The organism is Vagococcus jeotgali (genome assembly GCF_035918315.1).
In the GTDB taxonomy this organism is placed as follows: domain Bacteria; phylum Bacillota; class Bacilli; order Lactobacillales; family Vagococcaceae; genus Vagococcus; species Vagococcus jeotgali.
The window spans coordinates 52,416-76,518 of record NZ_CP142146.1 but is presented as its reverse complement, the minus strand read 5'-3'; the positions used below and the strand labels follow the sequence as shown (position 1 = coordinate 76,518).

Sequence of the window (24,103 nt, the reverse complement as noted above, 5' to 3'; positions counted from 1 at the left end):
CTTGAAGAGTGTTTAAGAAACTTATAATATAAAGGGTCTATAATAAATCGTGTTGATGGATAGTTTCCATTAATACGATTTTTTGTTTTTAAATACAAAAAGGAACATCCAAACATGATAAAATAAAGTCGACAAAAACCAAATTATTAGGAGGATGTTCCCATGGATAATCATACTAGAAAATTACTTAATTTAACAGACAAATCTATTATTTTTGAAAAAGATTGGTTAACTGAGGCTACTATTAGAGGTAGACGCTCAAATATAATAAGGGGAAGACTAACGTCTCCAGACAGAATATGCCCCTCTTGTCATCAGAATACGTGTGTTAAAAATGGTACTTATACTACTAAAACACAACTACCAGAGTTTAATAGGGTCACAACTTATTTAGAACTTAAAAGAGAACGATATCTATGTAAAGAATGTCATACAACATTCAGTGCTGATACTGCGTTAGTCGATGACTATTGTCATATATCGAAAACATTAAAGTATCAAATCGCCTTAGATTTGAAAGAAGATCGTTCAAGAAAAGAGATCGCTAGATTCCATCATGTTTCTGATAACACGGTACAACGTGTTTTATACGACTTTACCAACCACTGTCTAACCAACTTTCAACATCTACCAAAAGTACTATGTGTCGATGAATTTAAATCAACTAAGTCATGTCAATCTGGTATGAGCTTTATTTGTGCTGATGCTGAAAGTAAAAAGATTATTGATATTTTACCAGATAGACGTCTCTTCTCTCTTATTAAGTACTTCCTGAAATACTCCAGAAAAGAGCGGTTAAAAGTGAAGTTTCTCGTCATGGATATGAATGCCAACTACGGTGGCCTTCTTAAAACTGTATTTCCACATGCAGAGATTGTGACAGATAGATTCCATATCATTCAGCATATCAATCGTTCTTTTAATCAACTAAGAATAAAAGAAATGAATCAATTAAAACGTTATGATAATGAAGAAGCAAAACAATACCGGAGAATAAAAAAATATTGGAAACTATTTTTAAAAGACTCTAGTCAATTAAGTGCCACTACATATAGTAATTATCCTCTTTTCAATAAAAGTATGACACAAGTTGGTGTCATTGAAGAACTTCTTTCCTATAACTCAACTATAAAAATCGCATATGATTATATACAAGAGTTAAAATATGCTTATGAAACAAAGGATTCAGACTTATTTTTAGAATTAACTCATTCTATCTCTAATGAGCTTCCTAAGGAATTTAAAGCCAAATTCAAAACATTCCAAACCTTCAGGCAAGGTGTTACCAATGCTTTAAATTATTCTTATTCAAATGGTTTTTTAGAAGGAATTAACAACCGAATCAAAGCTATCAAACGAACAGCCTATGGTTACCGAAATTTCTTAACTTTTAAGCGACGGATTTTCCTTATTCAAGGTCAATCATTTCAATTTAATTAAAAAGAAGAAGGAGGAAAAATCCCCCTTCTTCTAATGCCCTTATTTTATCAATTTTTAAATATCAACACGATTTGACGAAGAGCCAATATAAATAGATTCATTAACATAACAACTCATATAATAAGTAATAAAAAAACCTCTAGCAAAAGCTAGAGGTAAAAAGGAGTTGTTTATTTACTTTGGAGGAGTAAATAAATTAAAAAAGTTTGTTTGGGTTGTTTTGTTGGTATACATATATCATAGCCTTAAGTTGTGAATATTTTATGGTGTAAAATCAGACATTTAATGAATAAATATTAAGAATATCTTAATACACTGATGAATGTCAAAAAATCTTAATAAAATTCATCTCTATTTATAAAGCAAAAAAACAACTGACGGTTTGGCCAATTGTTTTTTTAGAGATTGATTTTTATTTATCTTTAAAAGAGGTAAATAAAAGAAACAAAAAAAGATTTTTAGGTTTGTCTTCTTGTGTAACTATATATTACCCCCTACTTGCGAATAAAATGTGTCCTATTTAAAATTTAAATGTGAACAAGTCTAAAAAATTGAAACAATAATCAAAAAAATAATGAGTGGTCATTAATTTATAATTATTGGACTAATCTAACTAACAAAGCTTTTTACACTCTTTTTCTACTATTTAAAAAAATCATCTAAAATTATCCGTACTTCGTCAGTAGATTTGGTATTCATCAACTTCACTCTTAAATCACTTGCTCCAGGAAATCCCTTAACATAAATTTTAAAAAAGCGATGCAAACCAACAATTGATCTTGGGACCTCTTTTGAATAATGATCTTGAAGATCTAATTGTAATCGTAATAAGTCTAATAATTCTTTAGAGGAATGCTCCCTAGGCTCTTTTTCAAAGGCATAAGGATTTTTAAAGACACCTCGGCCAATCATCACGCCATCAACTCCGTACTCTTTAACTAACTCTACCCCCATTTGACGATCCATAATGTCACCATTAATCGTAATGAAAGTATTTGGTGCAACACGGTCACGAATAGCTAATATTTGAGGAATCAGCTCAAAATGAGAGTCTGCTTTACTCATCTCTTCACGCGTTCTTAAGTGGATTGATAAATTAGCAATATCTTGTTCTAATATATGTGTTATCCACTCTTCCATTTCATCAACCTTATAAAAACCAATGCGTGTTTTGACACTAACAGGAAGACCTCCTGCCTTTGCTGCTTGAATTAACTCAGCTGCTACATCTGGTCTTAAAATCAAACCACTTCCCTTACCTCTTGTCGCCACATTAGGAACAGGACAGCCCATGTTAATATCAATTCCTTTAAATCCCATTTCTTTTAAATCCATACTCATCTGAGAAAAATACTCAGGATTATTTCCCCAAATATGGGCCACTACAGGCTGTTCATCTTCTGTAAAAACTAAGCGACCTCTCACACTATCACGACCTTCTGGGTGACAGTAACTATCTGAATTAGTAAATTCTGTAAAAAAAACATCAGGTGCTCCTGCTTCTTTTATCACATGTCTAAAGACGACATCTGTCACATCTTCCATTGGGGCTAACACAAAAAAAGGTTTTGGTAATTCTTGCCAAAAATTATCTGTCATCACGGTATTCTCCATTCTTAAGGTTTCATACTGTTCTAAAATTCTCATAACAGTATACGTATATTTTCATGATAAGTAAAGTCAGGAAAACAGATAAAAAAGAGACTCACAGTAAATCTAAAGTCAGTCTCTTCGGCTCTTGTGTCAAGATTACGGACAAAAATAGTCGAATAAAATAATTAAATCAAGTTAATCTTCTTTTAACTCGATTTAAAATTGATGTTAGTATTCCTCATTTAGATAAATGAAGAATCATTATAGGTTGTTCTAGGAATATTGAGTACCATTAAAATACGAATAATGCGGTGTCCAGCACTTAAATTAAGAGAGACTACCTTTAAAACAGTCTCTCTCCCTAGTTTTATTAACTTTTTGCCAAAAGCACCGCCGCTCGCTTTCAAATATCATTTTCTTCCTTTAACCGCTTATTTTCTTTTATTAATTCTCGTTCTTTTATAGATAATATGTTAGTATTACTAGGATCATCTTGTTGAATCTATTTACAAATTGTAGAGACACTAACGTTATATTCCTTTGATGAAGAGGTGGCTGAACGGCCACTGGTTGCGTCAAGAATTATGTGTAAATGGAAAATCCATTCCATTTTTTTAAGTTAAAACATTGATTCTAATGTATCTTGTATTTCCTTAAATCCTTTATGTACTCTGCCTAAAAATTTTTGGTTATATTCATTGAACTGAGAAACAAGGAATCTCTCCAGAGATTCTTCATTAGGAAATTGTTCTTTTCTCTTTGTATATTTTTTTAACTGTTTATTAAATCCCTCAATCAAGTTAGTTGAGTAGATAGTTCTTCTGATTGATGGTGGGAAGTTATAGAAAGTTAATATAGCAGGATTCAAGAGTAATTTAACTACTCGTGGATACTGCTTTTTCCATTTATCTATCATAAAACTTATTTGATTCATAGCTTCTTCTTTTGAAGCTGCTTGATAAACCAATTTGAAATCATTACAGACTTCTTGTCGATCACTAACACGAACCTTATGAGCAATATTTCTAGAGATATGGACACAACATTGTTGAAATTGAGCATTTGGATAGACACTATGGATACTATCGTGAATACCACTTAAACCATCAGTTACAACTAATAAAACCTCTTCTAAACCACGATCTTTTAAATCTTGAAGTATCTCTTTCCAAACATAAGCAGATTCGGTTGGAGCAATAGTAAATCCTAGAACCTCTTTGGTTCCATCCAATCGAATGCCTATCACAATATAAACGGCTTCTTTTGATACGGTTTGTCTCTTTAAAGGAATATGAGTAGCATCCATAAAAATGACTGAGTATTTAGCTTCTAAAGTTCTTTCTTTAAAAGCTAAAACATCTTCAGATACGATTTTACTCATGTTTGAAATAGTTTGTGGTGTGTAATAATGACCATACATTTTTTCAATTAGATCAGAGATTTCAGACATAGTGATCCCTTTTTTAAACAGCTGAATAATAGTAGTTTCTAAGGAATCATTGGTTCTTTTATAGGCTGGTAATGTTTGTTGGGAAAATTCTCCATTTCTATCTCTAGGAATCACCAAATTTAATTCTCCATATTCTGTTTTAAATGAACGTGAGTAATTCCCATTGCGGGAATTACCTGAATTAAATCCAGCTCTATCATACTTTTCGTAGTCAAGAAACGCTGTTAATTCAGCCTGTAATAATGAGTTGATAGCGAGTTCTAAATGACGACGAAATAAATCATCTAAATCACCTTTATTAATTAGTGTTTCCATTATTTCTGTAGTAAAATGAGTCATGAGAAAGTCCTCCTATAAAATTTCTGTGTCGTAACTTTAATTTTACAGAATGGACTTTCTCTTTTTCTACCCTAAATTTCTATTTACACAAAATATTTTACGCTATCCGGCCACTGTGTTTAAGTGAAATCATTGATTGTTTAAATTCTTCTGAATATCTTTTAGTTGTCATAATAAAAAGCTCCTTTAATAGATTATATCATCGAACACTTTGTCCGTAATCTTATTATAAGAGCCTATAATTGTGCTAATTCTTGATGAAGCTAATTTTAATAGAAAGCGTTGACAATATTAATGAAAAAAGATATTATACTATTTAGATAATAATAAAAAAGAAGAAGAACTAGTCTATTGCGCCGTAGTAATAGACTTGGGTATGTTACTGATAAATCAGGCAGAACTCAGAAAAGTGATTAGGATGAAATAAACCTATTTGCTTTTTTGAGTTCTTTTTTTAGGAAGGAGAAAAAATAAATGAAAATAGTTCAGATAATTAACAATAATGTTGCATTAGTAAAAAAGGGTGGACATGAAGTTTTTATTGTTTCAAAGGGAATAGGATTTCGAAAGAAGAAAAATCAACTAATTAAGGAATCCGAAATTGATAAAATGTATATTCTTGATTCTTATGAGATGTTAGAGCATTTTAGCTATCTGTTATCTAAATCAGATCCTAACGACATTATTTTAATCAATAAAATGATTGAAGAAGCGGAAAAAAATTTAAATGTGAAGATTAGTGATTATATGACATTAACGTTACTTGACCACCTTGAATTTTTGCTTGAAAGAGCTGAAAAAAATCAATTTATTTCTAGTCCATTAGTATGGGATGTTAAAAGATTTTATCCTTTACATTTTGATGTAGGTTTTAATTGTTTGAAGATGATTGAGGAAGAAAAGAAAATCATGATACCTGATGATGAAGCCGTGTCAATTGCCTTACACTTTGTTAATTTAGTTAATAATAAGGATGAAAAATCTACTCGATTATTAGAAATGCAAACATTAAGTGATATTATCTCAATTATTGAAAAGCATTTTCATATTACTATTAACGAGAGTTCGACAAATTTTATGAGGTTTTCAACTCATTTACAGTATTTTATTAGAAGGATAGTAAAAAAAGAAATACAAGGATCTGATGATAGTACGTTACCTTTGTATCAACAAATTAGTCAAATTTATCCAGAAGCTTTTAAAGTCGTCCAAAAAATAAAAATATATGTACAGAAAGAATTTGATGTTGATATTTCTTTAAATGAAGAAACATATCTGATGATGCATATTAATCGATTAACAGAAAGGATGAAATCTTAAAATGAGATACGAAGCATTAAATAAAGAAATAATTAACTTAATAGGTGGAAAAGATAACATACAAGGTGTTGCCCACTGTGTGACGAGGTTGAGATTATCGCTAAAAGACAAAACGAAGGCCGATGTTGAGGCGATAAAAAATCTAGATGGTGTTATTGATGTGGTCTCTAACGATGTGGCTTTTCAAATTATTATAGGAACTCATGTGACAGATGTTTATACTGAGTTTATGGAAATGATTGGTTTGGGAGAAGATAACGAGACAGTATCAGACGAAAAGTTAACTCTAAAGAAAATTCCAATGGCTATACTATCTGTAATATCTGAGTCAATGACTTCTATAGTAGAAGTCTTAATAGCTGCCGGGATGATTGCTGGTTTTTTAAGTATTCTCTCATTAACAGGTCTATTATCAGCTGAGAGTCCAACTTATCAAATTATGGAAACTTTGAAGACATCAGTTTTTACATTTTTACCAGTCTTTTTGGCAGCATCATCGGCTAGAAGATTAAAAGTAAATCCTTATGTGGCTATGGTGCTGGCAACAGCTGCTATGTCAAATAATATTAATGGAGCAGAAGGGTTGAGTATTTTTGGATACAGTTTACCAACTATCGAATATGCTAATACCTTCATTCCTATTCTGCTAGGAGTTTGGTTATTAAGTGTTGTCACAAAATATTTAGAAAAATTTATTCCGAAATCTGTTCAAATGTTTTTTGTTCCAGCGTTATCGTTGATGATAGTTTTCCCAATTATGTTAATAGCTTTTGGTCCGATTGGCATGTGGATTGGAAGTGGACTAAATTGGTTATTTGATGTACTTGCTCAAAATGTAGGTTATTGGATTGTTGTTTCTCTTTATGCGGCAACACAACCATTTTTAATTGTTCTTGGAGCAGCGAATTTTACTTTCCCAATTATTGTTAATTTCTTTACAGAACTTGGTTTTGATCCAATCTTTACACCAGCAGCCACTATTTCAGATATTGCTGTTTGTGGCGCTATTATCGGTTACTTACTGAAAACAAAAAATAAAAAAGAAAAAGATACATTTGCATCAATTGGTTTCTCAGCTTTAATGGGAGTTACAGAGCCAGCTGTATTTGGTGTATTCCTTAAATACAGAAAACCATTTATTGCAGTTATTGTAGGTGGCGGTATAGGTGGGTTAATCGCTGGTCTTGCTGGAGTAAAAGGAATGACAATGGCATGGGGATTAGCAGGATTACCAGCTTTTTTAGCAGGTGGAACAGCTAACTTTGTTTGGATGATTATTGCTTGTATTGTTTCATTCATTTTAGCAGCAGCTGTTGCATATGGTTTAGGTATTCCTTCTGAAGGACAGGGAGAAGAGAAAGATGAATCAAAAGATGATAGGTTAGTTAATAGTACTTTTACCTCAAATCAAGTTTTTTTATCTAAAGTCTCTTCAGGAAAAATAGTGGAATTATCAACTGTTTCAGATAAAGCTTTTGCAAGTGAAGCTTTAGGAAAAGGATATGCACTTATTCCAGATATTGATAATCAAGATATTTTGTCACCTACAACTGGAGAAGTGACTGTTGTTTTTCCAACGAAACATGCTTATGGTATTAAAACGAAAGAAGGAGTTGAAGTTTTAGTTCATATTGGGATTGATACAGTTAATCTTGAGGGAGAAGGTTTTGAATCTCATGTGGAAGTTGGGGATCAGATAAGTGTAGGGGATAAGTTAGCTACTGTGGATTATCAATTATTAGACAGTAAAGGATTTGATTCTACCATTATGGTTATTGTGACTAATACAGCTGATTTTTTAGATATTGTGTTTCTTGAAGATCAGTTAAATGATGATATTGCTTTAACGATATTTATTTAAGGAGATGAAAATAATGGAAAAAAATTTTTTATGGGGTGGTAGCCTTGCAGCCCACCAATGTGAAGGTGGTTTTTTAGAGGGAGGAAAAGGTATCTCCAATATGGATTTGGTAACAAAGGGGAGCAAAAATACTGATAGAGAAATTCACAATGAATTAAGAGAGGGTTACTACTACCCGTCTCATAAGGGAATTGATTTTTATAATCGGTATAAAGAAGATATTCAGCTATTTGCAGAAATGGGTTTCACGGCATTAAGAATTTCCATAGACTGGTCTCGAATTTTTCCAAATGGAGATGATGAGAAAGCAAATGAAGAAGGATTAGCTTTTTATGAATCAGTTGTAGATACTTTAAATGAATACAACATAGAACCAATCCTCACTTTATTTCATTTTGAACTTCCAGCAAGGTTAATTAGTAAATATCAAGGTTGGTCTAATCGAAAAGTTGTCTATTTATTTGAAAAGTTTGCTGAAGTCATGTTTAAAAGACTAGATGGAAAAGTGACTTATTGGTCTACCTTTAATGAAATAAATCATTTAGACCCTAATTCAGTATCTTCACAATTTTTTACGTATTATTTATCAGGTCTTAATTATGAAGAACTTGATAATCCAAAAGAAGCGGTAGCAAGAATAGCTTATAATACCGCTTTGGCAAGTACTAGAATAGTCCAATTAGGACATAAGATTAATCCTAAAAACCAAGTGGGATGTGTGTTTGGGATTAATCCTCAATTTCCAGAAACGTGTAAACCAGAAACAATGTTAGCGAATTTATTAGAGAACGAGAAAGAACTTTATCAAATGGATGCCATGTGTCGCGGAGCATTTCCAGTATACAAATTGAAGGAATTTGAAAATGATGGTATTCAACTTGAGATAGAGGAATCTGATAAGGCTGACTTTAGAAATGGAACATTAGATTTTATGGGGTTAAATTATTATATGTCAAGTGTGACTCCAAATGAAGAATCCGAGAATGAAGCTTTGTTTGGTGGAATTCAAAATAAATATCTTGAGTTATCAGAGTGGGGGTGGGCAATTGATCCAGTTGGTTTTAGGTATACGATGAATTGGTTGTATCGACGCTATCAACTACCTATGATTATTACTGAGAATGGTTTTGGAGCAGAGGATACGTTATTGCCAGGAAATATCATAGAAGATGATTATAGAATTTCATATTTAGAATCTCATATCAAAGAAATGATGAAGGCAATAGAGGAAGATTATGTTGATTGTTTTGGTTATTTATCTTGGGCTCCGATTGATCTTGTTAGTGCTTCAACTGGTGAAATGTCAAAACGATATGGATTTATTTTTGTAGATTTAGATGATAATGGAAATGGTAGTGGTAAACGTATCAAAAAAAAATCATTTGAATGGTATAAAAAAGTAATTCTTACAAATGGAGAGTCTTTAAAGTAGAAATATAATTTTTTAGTTACTTATTATACTTGCTTAGTTGTAAAATCAAGTTAGCCACTCTAAAATAATAAAAAAACACCATGGTAAAAATTCGTGTATCATTGAAGTAACTACTCAACAACGAAAGGAATTTTTATCATGGCGCAAACTAAGAATAACACAAAGAAATCTAGTTATAAACATCTTTCCTTTAAGGAAAGACAGCTTATTGAAGTTTGGCATAATATGGGGGACTCTAATAGAGAAATTGGTAAACGATTAGGCCGACACCATCAAACAATAAGTAATGAGCTCAAACGAGGAACAACAACGCAAATCAAAGAAAATAAGAAAGCTAAACAACTCTATTTTGCTGATACGGGGCAAGCTAAATATATAGAAAACAGGAAACGCTGTGGTTCGAAATCTAAGCTAGTTAGTGCTGTTGATTTTATTAATTATGCCTGTAAACAAATCATAGACTTTAATTGGTCACCAGATGCAATTGTTGGTTTTATCAAGTCCTTAGGCACTTGGGATAAACCTCTTGTTTCTACTAAAACACTTTACAATTATATTGATAAAGGATTTCTACCAGTCAGAAATCATCACCTCAAGATGAAAGTTAGACTATCACCTAAAAAGAAAAGAAGTCATCAGCATAAAAAAGCTCTTGGAAAATCAATTGATGAACGACCTAGCAAAATTGATTCTAGACAAGAGTTTGGTCATTGGGAAATAGACAGTGTCATTGGTTCAAAATCTAAAGATGATAATGCTCTACTTACACTTGTTGAAAGAAAAACTCGCTACATGATTACTGTTGTTCTAGATGATCATACTGAAGAGTCTGTTAGTTACGCTATTAAACAGTTAAAATATGAGTTTGGAAAAGCCCGATTTAGTAGCATATTCCAATCGATTACTGCTGATAATGGCAGTGAATTTAGCTCACTTGATGATACTCTGCAACAAATGACTGATATCTACTTTGCCCACCCTTATTCATCTTGGGAACGAGGAACAAACGAAAGACATAACGGTTTATTAAGGCAATTTGTTCCGAAAGGAACGCCTATCTGTAACTATTCAAAGCAGTTCATTCAACTGGCTACTGAAAAAGTTAATCTTTTGCCGCGTAAAATTTTAAACTATAGACAACCAGCAACATTGTTTTTAGAAGAAATTCAAAATCTCAAGATCAAAACATGTTGGTAAGTAAGGGTTTCAATAAAATAACACTGATATTTAGATATTTTTACCAGAGTGGCTAACTTAATGTTGCAATTTAGATACTTATTATACTTTTAAAAATTCGATATTTTACTTAAAAAAGATAGCGTAAAATCTTTTGTGTAAATAGAAATTTAGGTTTTTCATTTGTCAAATTAAGCTAGACAAAATATCGTTGTCTACATAACTCAAAAATACTTCCAATGGTGTTTTATAGTTTAATGATTTTCTAGGAATATTATTTCTTTTAGATGCGATAGATTGGATAAAAGATTCCTCAACTTTGTTGAAATCCATTTGTTTAGGCAAGCCATCTTTACGTAATAAACCATTAGAGTTTTCATTTAAGCCTCGTTGTGAAGGTGTTCCTGGGTCGGCAAAATAAATATCAATATCATTTAGATTGCTGATTGATTTCCAATTAGAAAATTCTTTACCACAATCGAATGTGATTGATTTAAATAGATGGCATGGAAACTCTTTAAACCAATTATTTAAACTATTTTCGATATCTATTGCTCGTCTGCCTATTGGTTTTAACGTAATAATCACTTTCGATAGTCTTTCAACGAGTGTGATAACAGCACTTTTATGGTCTTTCCCAACAATTGTGTCACCTTCAAGGTGACCAAATTCATTATTAAAGAGTTGATAGTCCTTATTACGTTGATCGATGGTTCTTTTAAAGGCTTGTTTGCCTCTTTTTTCTTTATAACCATTCGCTTTCCTTTTACCTTTCATAGGCAATGTGGTCAAATCAAACAGTCCTTGCTTAAATAATCTATAAATAGTACTGATAGAACATGAAATAGGAAACTCTGCACGACCAATAATGACATCTGGAGTCCATCCTTGAACAACCTTCTTTTGAATGTATTCTGTTTCATCATCAGATAAAGAAATAGGACGTCTTCCACAATTTTTTTTATTATTTTTGTATCTTTTATAGAAATCTAGTGCAGATAGCCCCTCATCAAAAGCTTTGTAAACATTATAGATAGTCTGTTTTGCTCGTTTCAATTGTTTCGCAACGTATGTACCTTTTTTATTTTGATGGTAATAAGATTCTATCAAAACTAGCTCGTCTGTAGTAAGATGTGTATAGGTCATTTGTGATCACTCTCCTTGTTTTCTTTGGTTGGAAATACAATTTGAGTGTATCACAAATGATTTTTTTAGTTGTCTAGCTTAATTTTACAATCGGCGGTTAGAAAAAAGAAAATCCTATTTTACTACAGAAATTATGGAAACACTAATTAATAAAGGTGAGTTAGATGATTTGTTTCGTCATCATCTAGAGATCGCTATCAACTCATTATTACAGGCTGAATTAACAGCGTTTCTTGACTATGAAAAGTATGATGGTGTCGGCTTTAATTCAGGTAATTCCCGTAATGGGAATAACTCACGTTCTTTTAAAACTATCTATCAAGCTTCTTCAAAAGAGGAAGCAAATGAACAAGTAGCTTTTATGATAGAAAAATGGAAAAAGTAATATCTAAGAGTCGTTAAATTAATCATGAATCCTGCTATACTAACTTTCTATAACTTCCCACCATCAATCAGAAGAACTATTTACTCAACTAAGTTGATTGAGGGATTTAATAAGCAGTTAAAAAAATATACAAAAAGAAAAGAGCAGTTTCCTAACGAAGAATCTTCAGATAGATTCCTTGTTTCTCAATTCCATCAATATAATCAAAACATTTTAGGTAGGATACATAAAGAATTTTAAGAAATTCAAGATACTTTAGAATCAATTCTCTAATTTAATAATGGAATGGATTTTCCATTTACACATAATTCTTGACGCAACCTTAAAAAATGACATATATATTATAAGCATGAGTCCAATGACATAAATTTCATTGAACTCATGCTTATATGTTTCCTAGATATTTTTTAGCTTACCTGACTCACTAGTACCTAGTAGCTTGTTCTCAATAGGGGTGTAGACTTGATAATTTATTACTCCTTCTTTTTTTACTAATACATGTGTCCATTAAATAAGGTTTTCTGCACACTTTATTTATGGATAAATTTGTTAGTAAAACATTTTAATAAATGGCTCTTATAATAAGATTACGGACAAAGTGTTCGATGATATAATCTATTAAAGGAACTTTTTATTATGACAACTAAAAGATATTCAGAAGAATTTAAACAATCAATGATATTACTTAAACACAGTGGCCGTTCAGCCACCTCTTTATCAAAGGAATATAACGTTAGTGTCTCTACAATTTGTAAATGGATTCAACAAGATGATCCCAGTAATACTAACGTATTATCTATAAAAGAACGAGAATTAATAAAAGAAAACAAGCTCTAAATTGCAACATTAAGTTAGCCACTCTGGTAAAAATATCTAAATATCAGTGTTATTTTATTGAAACCCTTACTTACCAACATGTTTTGATCTTGAGATTTTGAATTTCTTCTAAAAATAATGTTGCTGGTTGTCTATAGTCTAAAATTTTACGCGGCAAAAGATTAACTTTTTCAGTAGCCAGTTGTATGAACTGCTTTGAGTAGTGACAGATAGGCGTTCCTTTCGGAACAAATTGCCGTAATAAACCATTATGTCTTTCGTTTGTTCCTCGTTCCCAAGATGAATAAGGGTGAGCAAAGTAGATATCAGTCATTTGTTGCAGAGTATCATCAAGTGAGCTAAACTCACTGCCATTATCAGCAGTAATCGATTGAAATATGCTACTAAATCGGGCTCTTCCAAACTCATATTTTAACTGTTTAATAGCGTAACTAACAGACTCTTCAGTATGATCATCTAGAACAACAGTAATCATGTAGCGAGTTTTTCTTTCAACAAGTGTAAGTAGAGCATTATCATCTTTAGATTTTGAACCAATGACACTGTCTATTTCCCAATGACCAAACTCTTGTCTAGAATCAATTTTGCTAGGTCGTTCATCAATTGATTTTCCAAGAGCTTTTTTATGCTGATGACTTCTTTTCTTTTTAGGTGATAGTCTAACTTTCATCTTGAGGTGATGATTTCTGACTGGTAGAAATCCTTTATCAATATAATTGTAAAGTGTTTTAGTAGAAACAAGAGGTTTATCCCAAGTGCCTAAGGACTTGATAAAACCAACAATTGCATCTGGTGACCAATTAAAGTCTATGATTTGTTTACAGGCATAATTAATAAAATCAACAGCACTAACTAGCTTAGATTTCGAACCACAGCGTTTCCTGTTTTCTATATATTTAGCTTGCCCCGTATCAGCAAAATAGAGTTGTTTAGCTTTCTTATTTTCTTTGATTTGCGTTGTTGTTCCTCGTTTGAGCTCATTACTTATTGTTTGATGGTGTCGGCCTAATCGTTTACCAATTTCTCTATTAGAGTCCCCCATATTATGCCAAACTTCAATAAGCTGTCTTTCCTTAAAGGAAAGATGTTTATAACTAGATTTCTTTGTGTTATTCTTAGTTTGCGCCATGATAAAAATTCCTTTCGTTGTTGAGTAGTTACTTCAATGATACACGAATTTTTACCATGGTGTTTTTTTGGCTCTTTGTCAAATCGGACTGATGAGACAAATATTGAAGATGATGGATTTGAGAATTTTCTCAAATTCATCATCTTTTTTAGTTATTCAATTGTGACAAGGCCGTTTATCATAAAAATTCTTATCCTCATATTACTAAAAGATTTGAAGCCATAAGATACTCTTTTTTAATGGTTGTATAATTTTTGATGTGGATGAAGAAATTCATTCGCATCTATTTTTTTACAAAATAATAGAAACATACGAACTTTCCCGTTAAAATTAAAGTGACCAAACCAAAATTTAGAAAGGAAGATTCGTATGTCTCATAACCATTGTATTCGACTATCGCTAGATTTAAAAGATAAAAATATTTATTTCGATTCTATTTTTTGTGAGGAACAGCTTATTAAAGGGATAAGATCCAAGATTTATAAAGGTATTCTTACTTACACTCCTTCGGCTTGTCCTTGTTGTGGCATTAAAAATGAACAATTTTCTATTGTGAAAAATGGGTTTATTTCTTCTCGAATAAAGTGGTTAAGTGTGGCTCACTACCCAACCTATCTTTTATTAAAGAAACAGAGATTCCTTTGTCGTCATTGTGACTCCTCTTTTCTAGCTGAATCTTCAGAAATTGAGAAACATTGTTTTATCGCTAAAAGAGTGAAGCAATCAATTCTTATTGAGTTAAGTGATGCTATCTCGTTTAAAGATTTAGCTAAAAGACATTTTGTTTCATCAACAACGATTAATAGAATTTTAGTATCTGGTGGTAAAGACTTATCTAATCAATTTTTATATTTACCTCAAAACCTTTGTTTTGATGAATTTACTTCGGTTAAAAACAATAGTGGCAAGTACAGTTTTATTTACTCTGATTCCTCTACACACCAAATTATCGATATTCTCATTGATAATAAAAAGCTAACACTAGAGAAACACTTTCTTAAGTACTCTCTAAAGGTTCGTCGCCAAGTAAAAACAATTGTCGTTGATATGAATGCAGCCTATTTTAAATTAGCCAAAAGGCTATTTCCTAATGCTGAGGTGATTATTGATCGCTTTCACTTAGTTCAACTTATCAGTCGTTCTTTAAACATAACTAGAATTAAGACGATGAATCGTTATCGCACATCGAATGTAACTGACATGAAAAATTATCGAAAACTAAAAAAATATTGGAAACTCTTTTTAAAAGATTCTAATGAATTGAATTATACAGATTATCGTTATCAGCGTTTATTTAAGAGTATTTTACCTGAAACAGATGTCATGGATTATTTACTTAACTTAAACAAAGAGTTATCAGAAACTTATAAACTTTATCAAGAACTATTATACTGTAGTAAAAACAATGATTTTGACACTTTTTCTGATCTATTATTATTAGCTAACGAAGATATCTCTATTCCAATGAAAACCTCGATTCGAACACTAAAGAAGCATTTACCAAGAATTGAAAACACCTTTAAATACGCTTATTCAAATGGTTGTTTAGAAGGTTCCATAAACAAAATTAAATTAATCAAACGAATAGCTTACGGCTATAGAAATTTTCAGAACTATAAATACAGAATTTTACTTAGTTTTAAAGACAAACAAAAAAGCAGCAAAAACCATTCGGTTTCTGCTGCCTAAATTCACTTAATTTTACTCATCCACATCATTTGACGAAGAGCCATTAAAAAGAAGAAGGAGGAAAAATCCCCCTTCTTCTAATGCCCTTATTTTATCAATTTTTAAATATCAACACGATTTGACGAAGAGCCGAAAAAAAGCACCAGCAAGATGCTGATGCTTTAAATCTATTAAACGATTTATCATGACAATTAACACCAAACGACACCAGAAATATGGTTGAATCGTTGATATAACAATGTTTTGATTAACGTTTTGAGAATTGACTAGCTTTACGAGCTTTTTTAAGACCTGGTTTTTTACGTTCTACCATACGAGCATCACGAGTTAACAATCCTGCACGTTTAAGAGCTGGACGGAAGTCTGGATCTACTTTTAATAGAGCACGAGCAATACCATGACGAGTTGCGCCAGATTGTCCTGCGTATCCACCACCATCAACGTTTACGAAAACGTCATAAGCACCTAAAGTTTCTGTTAAAACTAGAGGTTGCTTGATTACTTCACGTAAATCAGCATGTGGAATATATTCTTCGATATCTTTATGATTCATAACAATGTTACCTGTACCTGGTACTAAACGTACACGTGCTACAGATGTTTTACGACGGCCTGTGCCTGCATATTGAACTTTAGCCAATGTGTTTCCCTCCTTAAATTAGGTTAGTGATATCTAATACTTCTGGTTTTTGAGCTTGTTGTTTGTGTTCGCTACCTTCATAAACGAATAATTTAGACCATTGTTTACGTCCTAAAGTATTCTTTGGTAACATACCTTTAATTGAGTTTTCAACTAAACGGCCTGAGTTTTTCTCACGTAATTCACCAGCAGTTTGAGATCTTAAACCACCTGGGTATTGACTATGACGGTAGTAAATTTTATCAGTTGCTTTTTTACCAGTTAATTTTACTTTGTCAGTGTTAATTACAATTACATAATCTCCAGTATCCACGTTAGGTGTGAATATTGGTTTATTTTTTCCACGTAAGATAGATGCTACTACAGTTGATAGACGTCCTAAAGGAATATCTGTCGCATCAACCACATACCATTTACGATCTATTTCGCCATTTTTGGCCATATATGTTGTACGCATGGGTGTTTTCCTCCAATTTTCTTCTGTTGTTTGTCATAACACAATAAGTTTCCGGGGCTCATCGTGGGGCAAACAATACCACTGACTATAATATCCTTATTTCTTTAATATGTCAACAACTATTCTTTTATTATTTGCTTTTTTTATCCCCGTCATAATGCACTTCTATCAAGCATAACCCTTCTGGATGAGCAGTAGGGCCTGTCATTTTTTTATCCTGATGCACTAGGGCACGTTGTATGGCATCTTCTGGCAGTTGTCCATTACCTATCTTAAGGAGTGTTCCAACAAGCATACGCACCATTTTATAGAGAAATCCATTGCCTTTAAAAATAAACAATAAGTCAGTATCACTTGTTTGTTCAATCAATACCTCATAGACATGTCTTGTTTTATCCTCCACCGCACTTCCTGTCGCACAAAAGACGCTAAAATCATGCTCTCCTTCAATAAACTTCGATGCCCGTCTCATTTTATCAATGTCTAAATCATAGCGATAGTGAGCTGAATACAGGCGTTTGAATGGATCTCTTGATTTCCCCATATCTACATGATAATGATATTCTTTCCCTGTAGCTAAATATCTCGCATGAAAATCATCAGGAACTATCTCCGTAGATTTAATTTGAATATCAGCTGGCGTTTGCGTATCAAGAGCAAACCGTACTTTCTCAGCGTCTCTTTGTCCTAGCAAATCAAAATGAATCACTTGACCTTGTGCATGTACCCCAGAATCAGTTCTACCAGATGGATGAATGACAACAGGGTGACCACTATTTAACCTCGTTAACGTTTTTTCAATCACCTCTTGAATAGTCACTGCATTAGGCTGAATTTGAAATCCTGCATAATTTGTCCCATCATAACTAATTATCGCTTTATAGCGTGCCACATTTACCTCTTCCCTTCCAAAGAAAAAACGAGGAAAGTATTTGCCTCGTCTTAATATATCATTATTTTAAAATCAAATGTTCCTTAATACCTAACTAGTAACAAGATAGCTGTTAAAATGACAAATGCCACAACTGTCCACGTATCTTGCTTTTCCCAGCGTAAAACGCGGTATTTCGTTCGTCCCTCGCCACCACGGTAACCACGTGCCTCCATCGCATTAGCTAATTCTTCAGCACGGTTAAAACTACTCACAAATAATGGTATTAAAAGTGGCACAATAGCCTTCATTTTATCCATCACATTACCTTCACCAAAATCAACCCCACGTGCTCGTTGGGCATTCATGATTTTTTCTGTTTCATCCATCAAAGTTGGAACAAAACGCAAAGCAATCGATAGCATTAGAGAAATCTCATGAGCTGGAAACTTAATCACTTCCAGTGGTCTAAGTAAGTACTCAATCGCATCAGATAGCGAAAGTGGTGGCGTTGTTAGAGTAAGAAGTGTTGACATAAAGATGATCAACACAAAACGAGTGAAAATAAACACCCCATTCAGTAAACCAAACTGGCTAATGGTAAAAATACCCCAATGAAAATACACCGTGCCACCTTGAGTAAATAAGACTTGTAGAATCACTGTAAATAAAATCAACCAAATTAAAGGCTTAACCCCGTTAATAAAAAAGCTAAGTTTAATTTTAGATAAGTAAATACAAAATAACGTAAACAAAAACATCACAGCAAATGACGCGATATTATTACACAAAAAGATTATCGCAATAAAATAAAAACTCGCTACTAATTTTGTTCTAGGATCTAACCTATGGATAATCGAGTCACCAGGAATATACCTTCCCAGTATTAACTTATTCATCATGACTAGTCACCTGCCCATCTCCTAACATTGGGACAAGTTCTTGAGCTAACTCTTCAGCTGTTAAGGGTAGCTTGTTAAATACTACACCTTTCTCCATCAAATCAAAAGCAAACTCTGTTGCAGTAGGCACACCTAGTTGTTTTTCTCTTAGCCAAGTGATGTCATTAAAAATCTCACGTGGGTGACCTTTTTTATGTATTCGTCCCTTCTCAAGAACTATCATATAATCAGCATACTCAGCCACATCATCCATTAAATGAGTCACTAAAATAATACTAATTCCTTTTTCTTTGTGAAGTTTATAAAACATATCCATCATGTCTTTTCTCCCCTTTGGATCAAGACCGGCTGTAGGCTCATCAAGAATCACAACTTCTGGTTGCATCGCAAGAACCCCTGCAATCGCCACACGACGCATTTGTCCACCAGATAAATCAAATGGTGAACGGTCCATATAACTCTCGTCTAACCCCACAACATCCAGCATCTCACGGGCAATATTCATGGCTTCATCTTCTTTAACACCAAAATTTTTAGGACCAAAAGCTATATCACGCCCTACAGTCTCATCAAATAATTGTGACTCCGGAAATTGAAAAACAATCCCTACTTTTTTCCTGATAGGTTTTAAATTCTTATTACTTGTCTCTGGTGTAATCTCCCTATCCCCAATCAGAACTTTTCCCTTCGTTGGTTTTAACAAAGCGTTTAAATGTTGCAGTAGGGTCGATTTCCCACTACCTGTATGCCCCACAATTGCCGTGTAACTATTTTTAGGAATATCCAAGTTAATATCAAACAAAACACGTTGTTCAAAAGGGCTATTAGGTTGGTAAGTAAAATCTACTTCTTCAAACCGGATGTCCATAACCAATCCACCATTCCTTCCTTCGTTAAATACTCATCAGGGACTCTAACCCCAGATTGTTTCAACGTCGCTTTTAATTTCTCAGGGAATGGTACATCAAGCCCCATCTCAATTAAATCTTCACCATGAGTAAAAATTTCCTCAGGTGTCCCTTCTTGGATAATCTCTCCTTGTCTCATGACTAAGACACGATTTGCAAAAGAGGCTTCATCAATGTCATGGGTAATTGAAATAACGGTTAAATTCGTTTCCTCTTTTAATTTTTTAATCGTACTAATGACGTCATGTCTTCCTTGAGGATCAAGCATACTCGTAGCCTCATCAAGAATAATCACTTCAGGTGTTAAAGCAATCACACCAGCAATCGCCACACGCTGCTTTTGACCACCAGACAAACGAGCTGGTTCTTTTTTCTTAAACTCACTCATTCTTACCTTTTCTATTGCCGAATCAACTCTTTTTAACATTTCATCACGAGGAACTCCCTGGTTTTCTAATCCAAAAGCTACATCATCTTCAACAGTCGAACCAACAAACTGATTATCTGGATTTTGAAAAACCATTCCAACCATTTTTCTAATATCCCATAAGTTATCATCCGTCAGTAACTCATCATTAACGATAATCTCCCCATTACTAGGCTTAATCAAACCGTTGATTGTTTTAGCTAAAGTGGATTTCCCACTACCATTATGACCAATCAAAGCCACCCATTCACCAGGCTCAATCTTTAAAGAAACATCTTTTAATGCTGATTTTTCTTGCCCGTGATACTTAAAATCTATATGTTTTAATTCAATTAAAGGATTATTCATAAAACTGCCTTCCTTAATTTACATTTATTTTAAAAAAATGCTTCATTCTATTCTTAAATATCATTTAAAAATACAAGGAAACATTTAAAAGAGTTAAACTCTTCATATTATTCAAATAGTAGCATAAGACATTCCTGATGGTATAAAAAAAGCACTTTATATGATGAGCGCGTACCTCCCACAAAATATGGGAGGTAGCACCGAGCTAGACTCGGAGATATTATCTCCAACATCATAACACTCTAAAAAAGATCATCTATAAAGTGATGCAATTATCTTGATTCAACTAGATTAAACAAGTTCAATGATAACCATTGGTGCAGCGTCCCCACGACGAGGTCCTTTTTTAAGGATGCGTGTGTAACCACCTTGACGGTCAGCATAACGAGGTCCTAAATCATTGAATAACTTTTGTAATGCAGTTTCTTCAATAATAGTCTCTTCGTTTTCATCTAAACGAGCTTCTAAGTATTCGTTTCTTACAAATTGCGCCGCTTGACGACGAGCATGTAAGTCTCCACGTTTACCTAAAGTAATCATTTTTTCTGTTGTTGAACGGATTTCTTTCGCACGAGCTTCAGTTGTCTCGATACGTTCGTTGATAATTAAATCAGTCGTTAAATCACGTAACATAGCTTTTCGTTGGCTGCTTGTACGGCCTAATTTACGATAACTCACGGTGTGTTCCTCCTTTAATTCAGTAAAGATTAGTCCTCTTGGCGTAGTCCTAAGTCAAGATCAGCAAGTTTTGCTTTCACTTCTTCTAAAGATTTACGTCCTAAGTTACGGACTTTAATCATTTCAGCTTCAGATTTATTTGTTAATTCTTGTAATGTATTGATGCCTGCGCGTTTCAAACAGTTATAAGAACGAACTGATAAATCAAGCTCTTCAATTGTTGTTTCCAACATTTTTTCTTTTTGTGTTTCTTCTTTTTCGATCATGATTTCAGCATGTTTAGCCTCATCTGTTAAACTTACAAAAATATCTAAATGCTCAGTTAAGATTTTAGCAGATAAACTGATAGCTTCTTGTGGAACGATAGATCCGTCTGTCCAAACTTCTAAAGTTAATTTGTCAAAATCATCACGATGACCAACACGTGTGTTCTCTACTTGGTAGTTCACACGGTTTACTGGCGTGTAAATAGAGTCTACTGGAAGAACTCCAATAGGCATATCTTCACTTTTATTTTCTTCTGCATTAACATAGCCACGACCTGGTTTAACAGTTAAACTAGCGCGGAATGTTGCACCCTCAGCAACGCTACAAATGAATAAATCTTTATTCATAATTTCAACATCACTGTCAGTCAGAATATCTCCAGCTGTTACATTAGCTGGTCCAGTTATATCAATTTCAAGTGTTTTCTCTTCATCAGCATAAAGCTTTAAAGCTAATCCCTTGATATTAAGAATAATTTGAGTGACATCCTCACGAACACCTTTTATAGTTGAAAACTCATGCAACACACCATCTATTTGTAAATTAGTGATGGCAGCCCCTGGGAGAGACGATAATAAAATTCGGCGTAGGGAATTCCCTAAAGTCGTTCCATAGCCTCGTTCAAGTGGTTCTATGACGAACTTGCCATAATCTCTATCTTCATCGATTTTTGTGATTCTTGGTTTCTCAAATTCAATCATTCTTGTCTATACCCCTTTCATAACGAAAAGTGTCTTGTTCAATGTCGCTATAAATCCTACTAAATGAATTAACACTCACTACACACGACGGCGTTTTGGAGGGCGACATCCATTATGTGGAACTGGTGTAACGTCACGAATTGCTGTCACTTCTAATCCTGTTGCTTGTAATGAACGAATTGCTGCTTCACGACCAGAACCTGGTCCTTTTACAGTTACGTCAACAGTTTTTAAGCCATGTTCCATTGCTGCTTTTGCTGCTGTTTCAGCTGCCATTTGAGCTGCAAACGGAGTTGCTTTTTTACTTCCTTTAAATCCTAATGAACCTGCAGATGACCATGCAATAGCATTACCATGAACATCAGTTAACATTACGATAGTGTTGTTAAAAGTAGAGTGGATATGTGCCACACCTGCTTCAATATTCTTTTTCACACGACGTTTTCTAGAAACTTTTTTTGCTACCATGAAGCTTTAAACCTCCTTCACTTTAATATTCTTATTTTTTCTTACCAGCGATAGAACGAGCTGGACCTTTTCTTGTACGTGCATTATTTTTCGTGTTTTGTCCACGAGTTGGTAATCCACGACGATGACGAATTCCACGATATGAACCAATTTCCATCAAGCGTTTGATGTTTAAGTTCACTTCACGACGTAAGTCACCTTCAATTTTTAATTTATCTACTGCAGCACGGATGCTATCAGTTTGTTCATTTGTTAAATCGCGTACACGGATATCTTCAGATACTCCAGCTTCTTTAAGAACCTCTTGAGAAGTTTTCTTTCCAATACCGTAAATATAAGTAAGCGAGATAACAACGCGTTTATCACGAGGGATATCTACACCTGCAATACGAGCCATTATTCACTACACCTCCCTTTATCCTTGACGTTGTTTATGTTTTGGGTTTTCACAGATAACCATAACTCTACCTTTACGGCGAATTATTTTGCATTTTTCACAAATTGGTTTTACTGATGGTCTTACTTTCATGATTATACCTCCTTGAATTTTACGGAGTACAATTATTTAAAGCGGTAAGTTATACGACCGCGAGTTAAATCATAAGGAGATAACTCAACCGTCACTTTGTCTCCAGGTAAAATACGAATATAATGCATTCTGATTTTTCCTGATACATGAGCCAAAATAACATGTCCGTTCTCTAACTCAACTTTAAACATTGCATTCGGCAAAGTTTCGACGACTGTACCTTCGATTTCAATCATATCTTCTTTCGCCACAACTAGTACCTCCTTATACAGTGTTTTGCATCTGACAATTGATAAAAATATACATAAATATGCCTATTTCTCTTCAACTTTTGTATTATAGCATAAAAATACTACAATGCAAAGATTTGTAGAACAATTTCACTTACATCTAATCTAAGACTTATCTTAGAATTTTAGAGAGTCATAGAGAGCGAAATCAGTGATCTAATTCGTTTCATCTATGATTGTCTTCACATCGTTAAAAACAGATTGAATATCACGATCACCATCAATAGTATGTAACACACCTTGACTTGCGTAATATTCTAAAATCGGAGCAGAGTTTTCAATGTTCACGGCTAAACGATTTTTAACTGTCTCTGGCTTATCATCTTCTCTTTGGTAAAAGTCATGACTACCACACTTATCACAAGTACCCTCTACTTTAGGTGGGTTGTTTGTTTTATGATACGTAGCACCACATTCACGACAAATAATACGACCTGCCAGACGTTCAATTAAAACTTCTGATTCTACATGGATGTTTAACACATCATCGATTTTTTTACCTAATCCCTCTAAAATTAAATCTAACTCTTCTGCTTGAGCAAGTGTGCGAGGAAATCCATCTAATAAAAATCCTTTTTCTGTATCAGCTTGTGCCAAACGATCTCTTACGATACCATTTGTTACTGAATCAGGAACTAATTCACCTTTATCAATATATGATTTAGCCTCAAGGCCCATTGGTGTTTCCTTCTTCATTGCTTCACGGAACATATCTCCAGTTGAAATATGTGGGATTTTATAAGCTTCAACTATTTTTTCAGCTTGGGTTCCTTTACCTGCTCCTGGTAGTCCCATTAGGATGAGATTCATACCTTTTCCT

At 33.4% G+C, this 24,103-nt stretch carries 23 protein-coding genes and 4 pseudogenes; 9 read left to right on the top strand and 18 right to left on the bottom strand.

Going from position 1 to position 24,103, the window contains the following annotated elements; genetic code table 11:
* Window positions 1–162: 162 nt before the first annotated feature.
* Window positions 163–1,440, top strand: a complete 1,278-nt coding sequence (locus VSF34_RS00535) for an ISL3 family transposase (RefSeq protein WP_326716709.1) — start codon at window positions 163–165, stop codon at window positions 1,438–1,440.
* A 642-nt stretch (window positions 1,441–2,082) separates the two neighbouring features.
* Here the strand turns inward: VSF34_RS00535 and VSF34_RS00530 are convergent.
* The 3 genes and pseudogenes from VSF34_RS00530 to VSF34_RS00520 form a co-directional block, all read right to left on the bottom strand.
* Window positions 2,083–3,039 carry a tRNA dihydrouridine synthase gene (locus VSF34_RS00530; RefSeq protein WP_326717982.1) on the bottom strand — a complete coding sequence of 319 codons (957 nt, stop codon included), beginning with the start codon at window positions 3,037–3,039 and terminating at the stop codon, window positions 2,083–2,085.
* 251 nt (window positions 3,040–3,290) lie between these two features.
* Window positions 3,291–3,643, bottom strand: a pseudogene (locus VSF34_RS00525) (transposase); the annotation flags it as partial.
* 9 nt (window positions 3,644–3,652) lie between these two features.
* Complete coding sequence (locus VSF34_RS00520) at window positions 3,653–4,822, bottom strand: IS256 family transposase (protein ID WP_326716335.1); 1,170 nt, start codon at window positions 4,820–4,822, stop codon at window positions 3,653–3,655.
* Between the two features lie 474 nt (window positions 4,823–5,296).
* On the opposite strand from VSF34_RS00520, the gene VSF34_RS00515 reads away from it, so the two are divergent.
* The 4 genes from VSF34_RS00515 to VSF34_RS00500 all read left to right on the top strand — a co-directional run bounded on the left by VSF34_RS00515 (window position 5,297) and on the right by VSF34_RS00500 (window position 10,632).
* Window positions 5,297–6,142, top strand: a complete 846-nt coding sequence (locus VSF34_RS00515) for a PRD domain-containing protein (protein WP_326717194.1) — start codon at window positions 5,297–5,299, stop codon at window positions 6,140–6,142.
* A gap of 1 nt (window position 6,143) precedes the next feature.
* A complete protein-coding gene (locus VSF34_RS00510; RefSeq protein WP_326717193.1) occupies window positions 6,144–8,003 on the top strand; it encodes a beta-glucoside-specific PTS transporter subunit IIABC in 1,860 nt (619 codons plus the stop codon).
* Between the two features lie 13 nt (window positions 8,004–8,016).
* Window positions 8,017–9,435 (top strand): glycoside hydrolase family 1 protein, encoded by a 1,419-nt coding sequence (locus VSF34_RS00505; RefSeq protein ID WP_370659258.1) that lies wholly within the window; start codon window positions 8,017–8,019, stop codon window positions 9,433–9,435.
* A 138-nt stretch (window positions 9,436–9,573) separates the two neighbouring features.
* Window positions 9,574–10,632 carry an IS30 family transposase gene (locus tag VSF34_RS00500; protein ID WP_326717191.1) on the top strand — a complete coding sequence of 353 codons (1,059 nt, stop codon included), beginning with the start codon at window positions 9,574–9,576 and terminating at the stop codon, window positions 10,630–10,632.
* Between the two features lie 165 nt (window positions 10,633–10,797).
* On the opposite strand, the gene VSF34_RS00495 is transcribed toward VSF34_RS00500, so the two are convergent.
* A complete protein-coding gene (locus VSF34_RS00495; protein ID WP_326717190.1) occupies window positions 10,798–11,757 on the bottom strand; it encodes an IS30 family transposase in 960 nt (319 codons plus the stop codon).
* A gap of 133 nt (window positions 11,758–11,890) precedes the next feature.
* Here VSF34_RS00495 and VSF34_RS09960 point away from each other — a divergent pair.
* From VSF34_RS09960 to VSF34_RS09920, 3 pseudogenes are all read left to right on the top strand, one after another.
* Window positions 11,891–12,076, top strand: a pseudogene (locus VSF34_RS09960) (transposase); the annotation flags it as partial.
* Window positions 12,062–12,382 (top strand): annotated as a pseudogene (locus VSF34_RS00490) (transposase); the annotation flags it as partial. The pseudogenes VSF34_RS09960 and VSF34_RS00490, both read left to right, overlap by 15 nt.
* A 396-nt stretch (window positions 12,383–12,778) precedes the next feature.
* A pseudogene (locus tag VSF34_RS09920) lies at window positions 12,779–12,973 on the top strand (transposase); the annotation flags it as partial.
* Between the two features lie 76 nt (window positions 12,974–13,049).
* Here VSF34_RS09920 and VSF34_RS00480 read toward each other — a convergent pair.
* Window positions 13,050–14,108 carry an IS30 family transposase gene (locus tag VSF34_RS00480; RefSeq protein WP_326717189.1) on the bottom strand — a complete coding sequence of 353 codons (1,059 nt, stop codon included), beginning with the start codon at window positions 14,106–14,108 and terminating at the stop codon, window positions 13,050–13,052.
* Window positions 14,109–14,477: 369 nt separating this feature from the next.
* Here VSF34_RS00480 and VSF34_RS00475 point away from each other — a divergent pair, with 369 nt between their 5' ends.
* On the top strand, window positions 14,478–15,797 hold the full coding sequence (locus VSF34_RS00475; protein ID WP_326717188.1) for an ISL3 family transposase: 1,320 nt from the start codon (window positions 14,478–14,480) through the stop codon (window positions 15,795–15,797).
* Window positions 15,798–16,044: 247 nt separating this feature from the next.
* Here the strand turns inward: VSF34_RS00475 and rpsI are convergent, their stop codons facing one another.
* From rpsI to VSF34_RS00410, 13 genes are all read right to left on the bottom strand, one after another.
* Window positions 16,045–16,437, bottom strand: a complete 393-nt coding sequence (gene rpsI / locus VSF34_RS00470; protein WP_326717187.1) for a 30S ribosomal protein S9 — start codon at window positions 16,435–16,437, stop codon at window positions 16,045–16,047.
* Between the two features lie 13 nt (window positions 16,438–16,450).
* A complete protein-coding gene (gene rplM / locus VSF34_RS00465) occupies window positions 16,451–16,894 on the bottom strand; it encodes a 50S ribosomal protein L13 (RefSeq protein ID WP_326717186.1) in 444 nt (147 codons plus the stop codon).
* Between the two features lie 130 nt (window positions 16,895–17,024).
* On the bottom strand, window positions 17,025–17,786 hold the full coding sequence (gene truA, locus VSF34_RS00460; RefSeq protein ID WP_326717185.1) for a tRNA pseudouridine(38-40) synthase TruA: 762 nt from the start codon (window positions 17,784–17,786) through the stop codon (window positions 17,025–17,027).
* A gap of 83 nt (window positions 17,787–17,869) precedes the next feature.
* Entirely contained in the window at window positions 17,870–18,667 is a 798-nt protein-coding gene (locus VSF34_RS00455; protein WP_326717184.1) for an energy-coupling factor transporter transmembrane component T family protein, read from the bottom strand.
* Window positions 18,657–19,535, bottom strand: a complete 879-nt coding sequence (locus VSF34_RS00450; protein WP_326717183.1) for an energy-coupling factor ABC transporter ATP-binding protein — start codon at window positions 19,533–19,535, stop codon at window positions 18,657–18,659. Before VSF34_RS00450 ends, VSF34_RS00455 begins: the two co-directional genes overlap by 11 nt.
* Window positions 19,511–20,350, bottom strand: a complete 840-nt coding sequence (locus VSF34_RS00445) for an energy-coupling factor ABC transporter ATP-binding protein (RefSeq protein WP_326717182.1) — start codon at window positions 20,348–20,350, stop codon at window positions 19,511–19,513. Before VSF34_RS00445 ends, VSF34_RS00450 begins: the two co-directional genes overlap by 25 nt.
* A 291-nt stretch (window positions 20,351–20,641) precedes the next feature.
* The gene (rplQ, locus tag VSF34_RS00440) at window positions 20,642–21,028 is read right to left on the bottom strand and encodes a 50S ribosomal protein L17 (protein ID WP_326717181.1); all 387 of its coding nucleotides are present in this window, start codon (window positions 21,026–21,028) and stop codon (window positions 20,642–20,644) included.
* 29 nt (window positions 21,029–21,057) lie between these two features.
* Window positions 21,058–21,996, bottom strand: a complete 939-nt coding sequence (locus VSF34_RS00435; protein ID WP_326717180.1) for a DNA-directed RNA polymerase subunit alpha — start codon at window positions 21,994–21,996, stop codon at window positions 21,058–21,060.
* A gap of 78 nt (window positions 21,997–22,074) precedes the next feature.
* On the bottom strand, window positions 22,075–22,464 hold the full coding sequence (rpsK, locus tag VSF34_RS00430; protein WP_071457742.1) for a 30S ribosomal protein S11: 390 nt from the start codon (window positions 22,462–22,464) through the stop codon (window positions 22,075–22,077).
* A gap of 31 nt (window positions 22,465–22,495) precedes the next feature.
* On the bottom strand, window positions 22,496–22,861 hold the full coding sequence (rpsM, locus tag VSF34_RS00425) for a 30S ribosomal protein S13 (protein ID WP_326717179.1): 366 nt from the start codon (window positions 22,859–22,861) through the stop codon (window positions 22,496–22,498).
* An 18-nt stretch (window positions 22,862–22,879) separates the two neighbouring features.
* Entirely contained in the window at window positions 22,880–22,993 is a 114-nt protein-coding gene (rpmJ, locus tag VSF34_RS00420; RefSeq protein WP_071457744.1) for a 50S ribosomal protein L36, read from the bottom strand.
* Between the two features lie 32 nt (window positions 22,994–23,025).
* Complete coding sequence (gene infA / locus VSF34_RS00415) at window positions 23,026–23,244, bottom strand: translation initiation factor IF-1 (protein ID WP_071457745.1); 219 nt, start codon at window positions 23,242–23,244, stop codon at window positions 23,026–23,028.
* 195 nt (window positions 23,245–23,439) lie between these two features.
* On the bottom strand, window positions 23,440–24,093 hold the full coding sequence (locus tag VSF34_RS00410) for an adenylate kinase (protein WP_326717178.1): 654 nt from the start codon (window positions 24,091–24,093) through the stop codon (window positions 23,440–23,442).
* Window positions 24,094–24,103 lie beyond the last annotated feature (10 nt).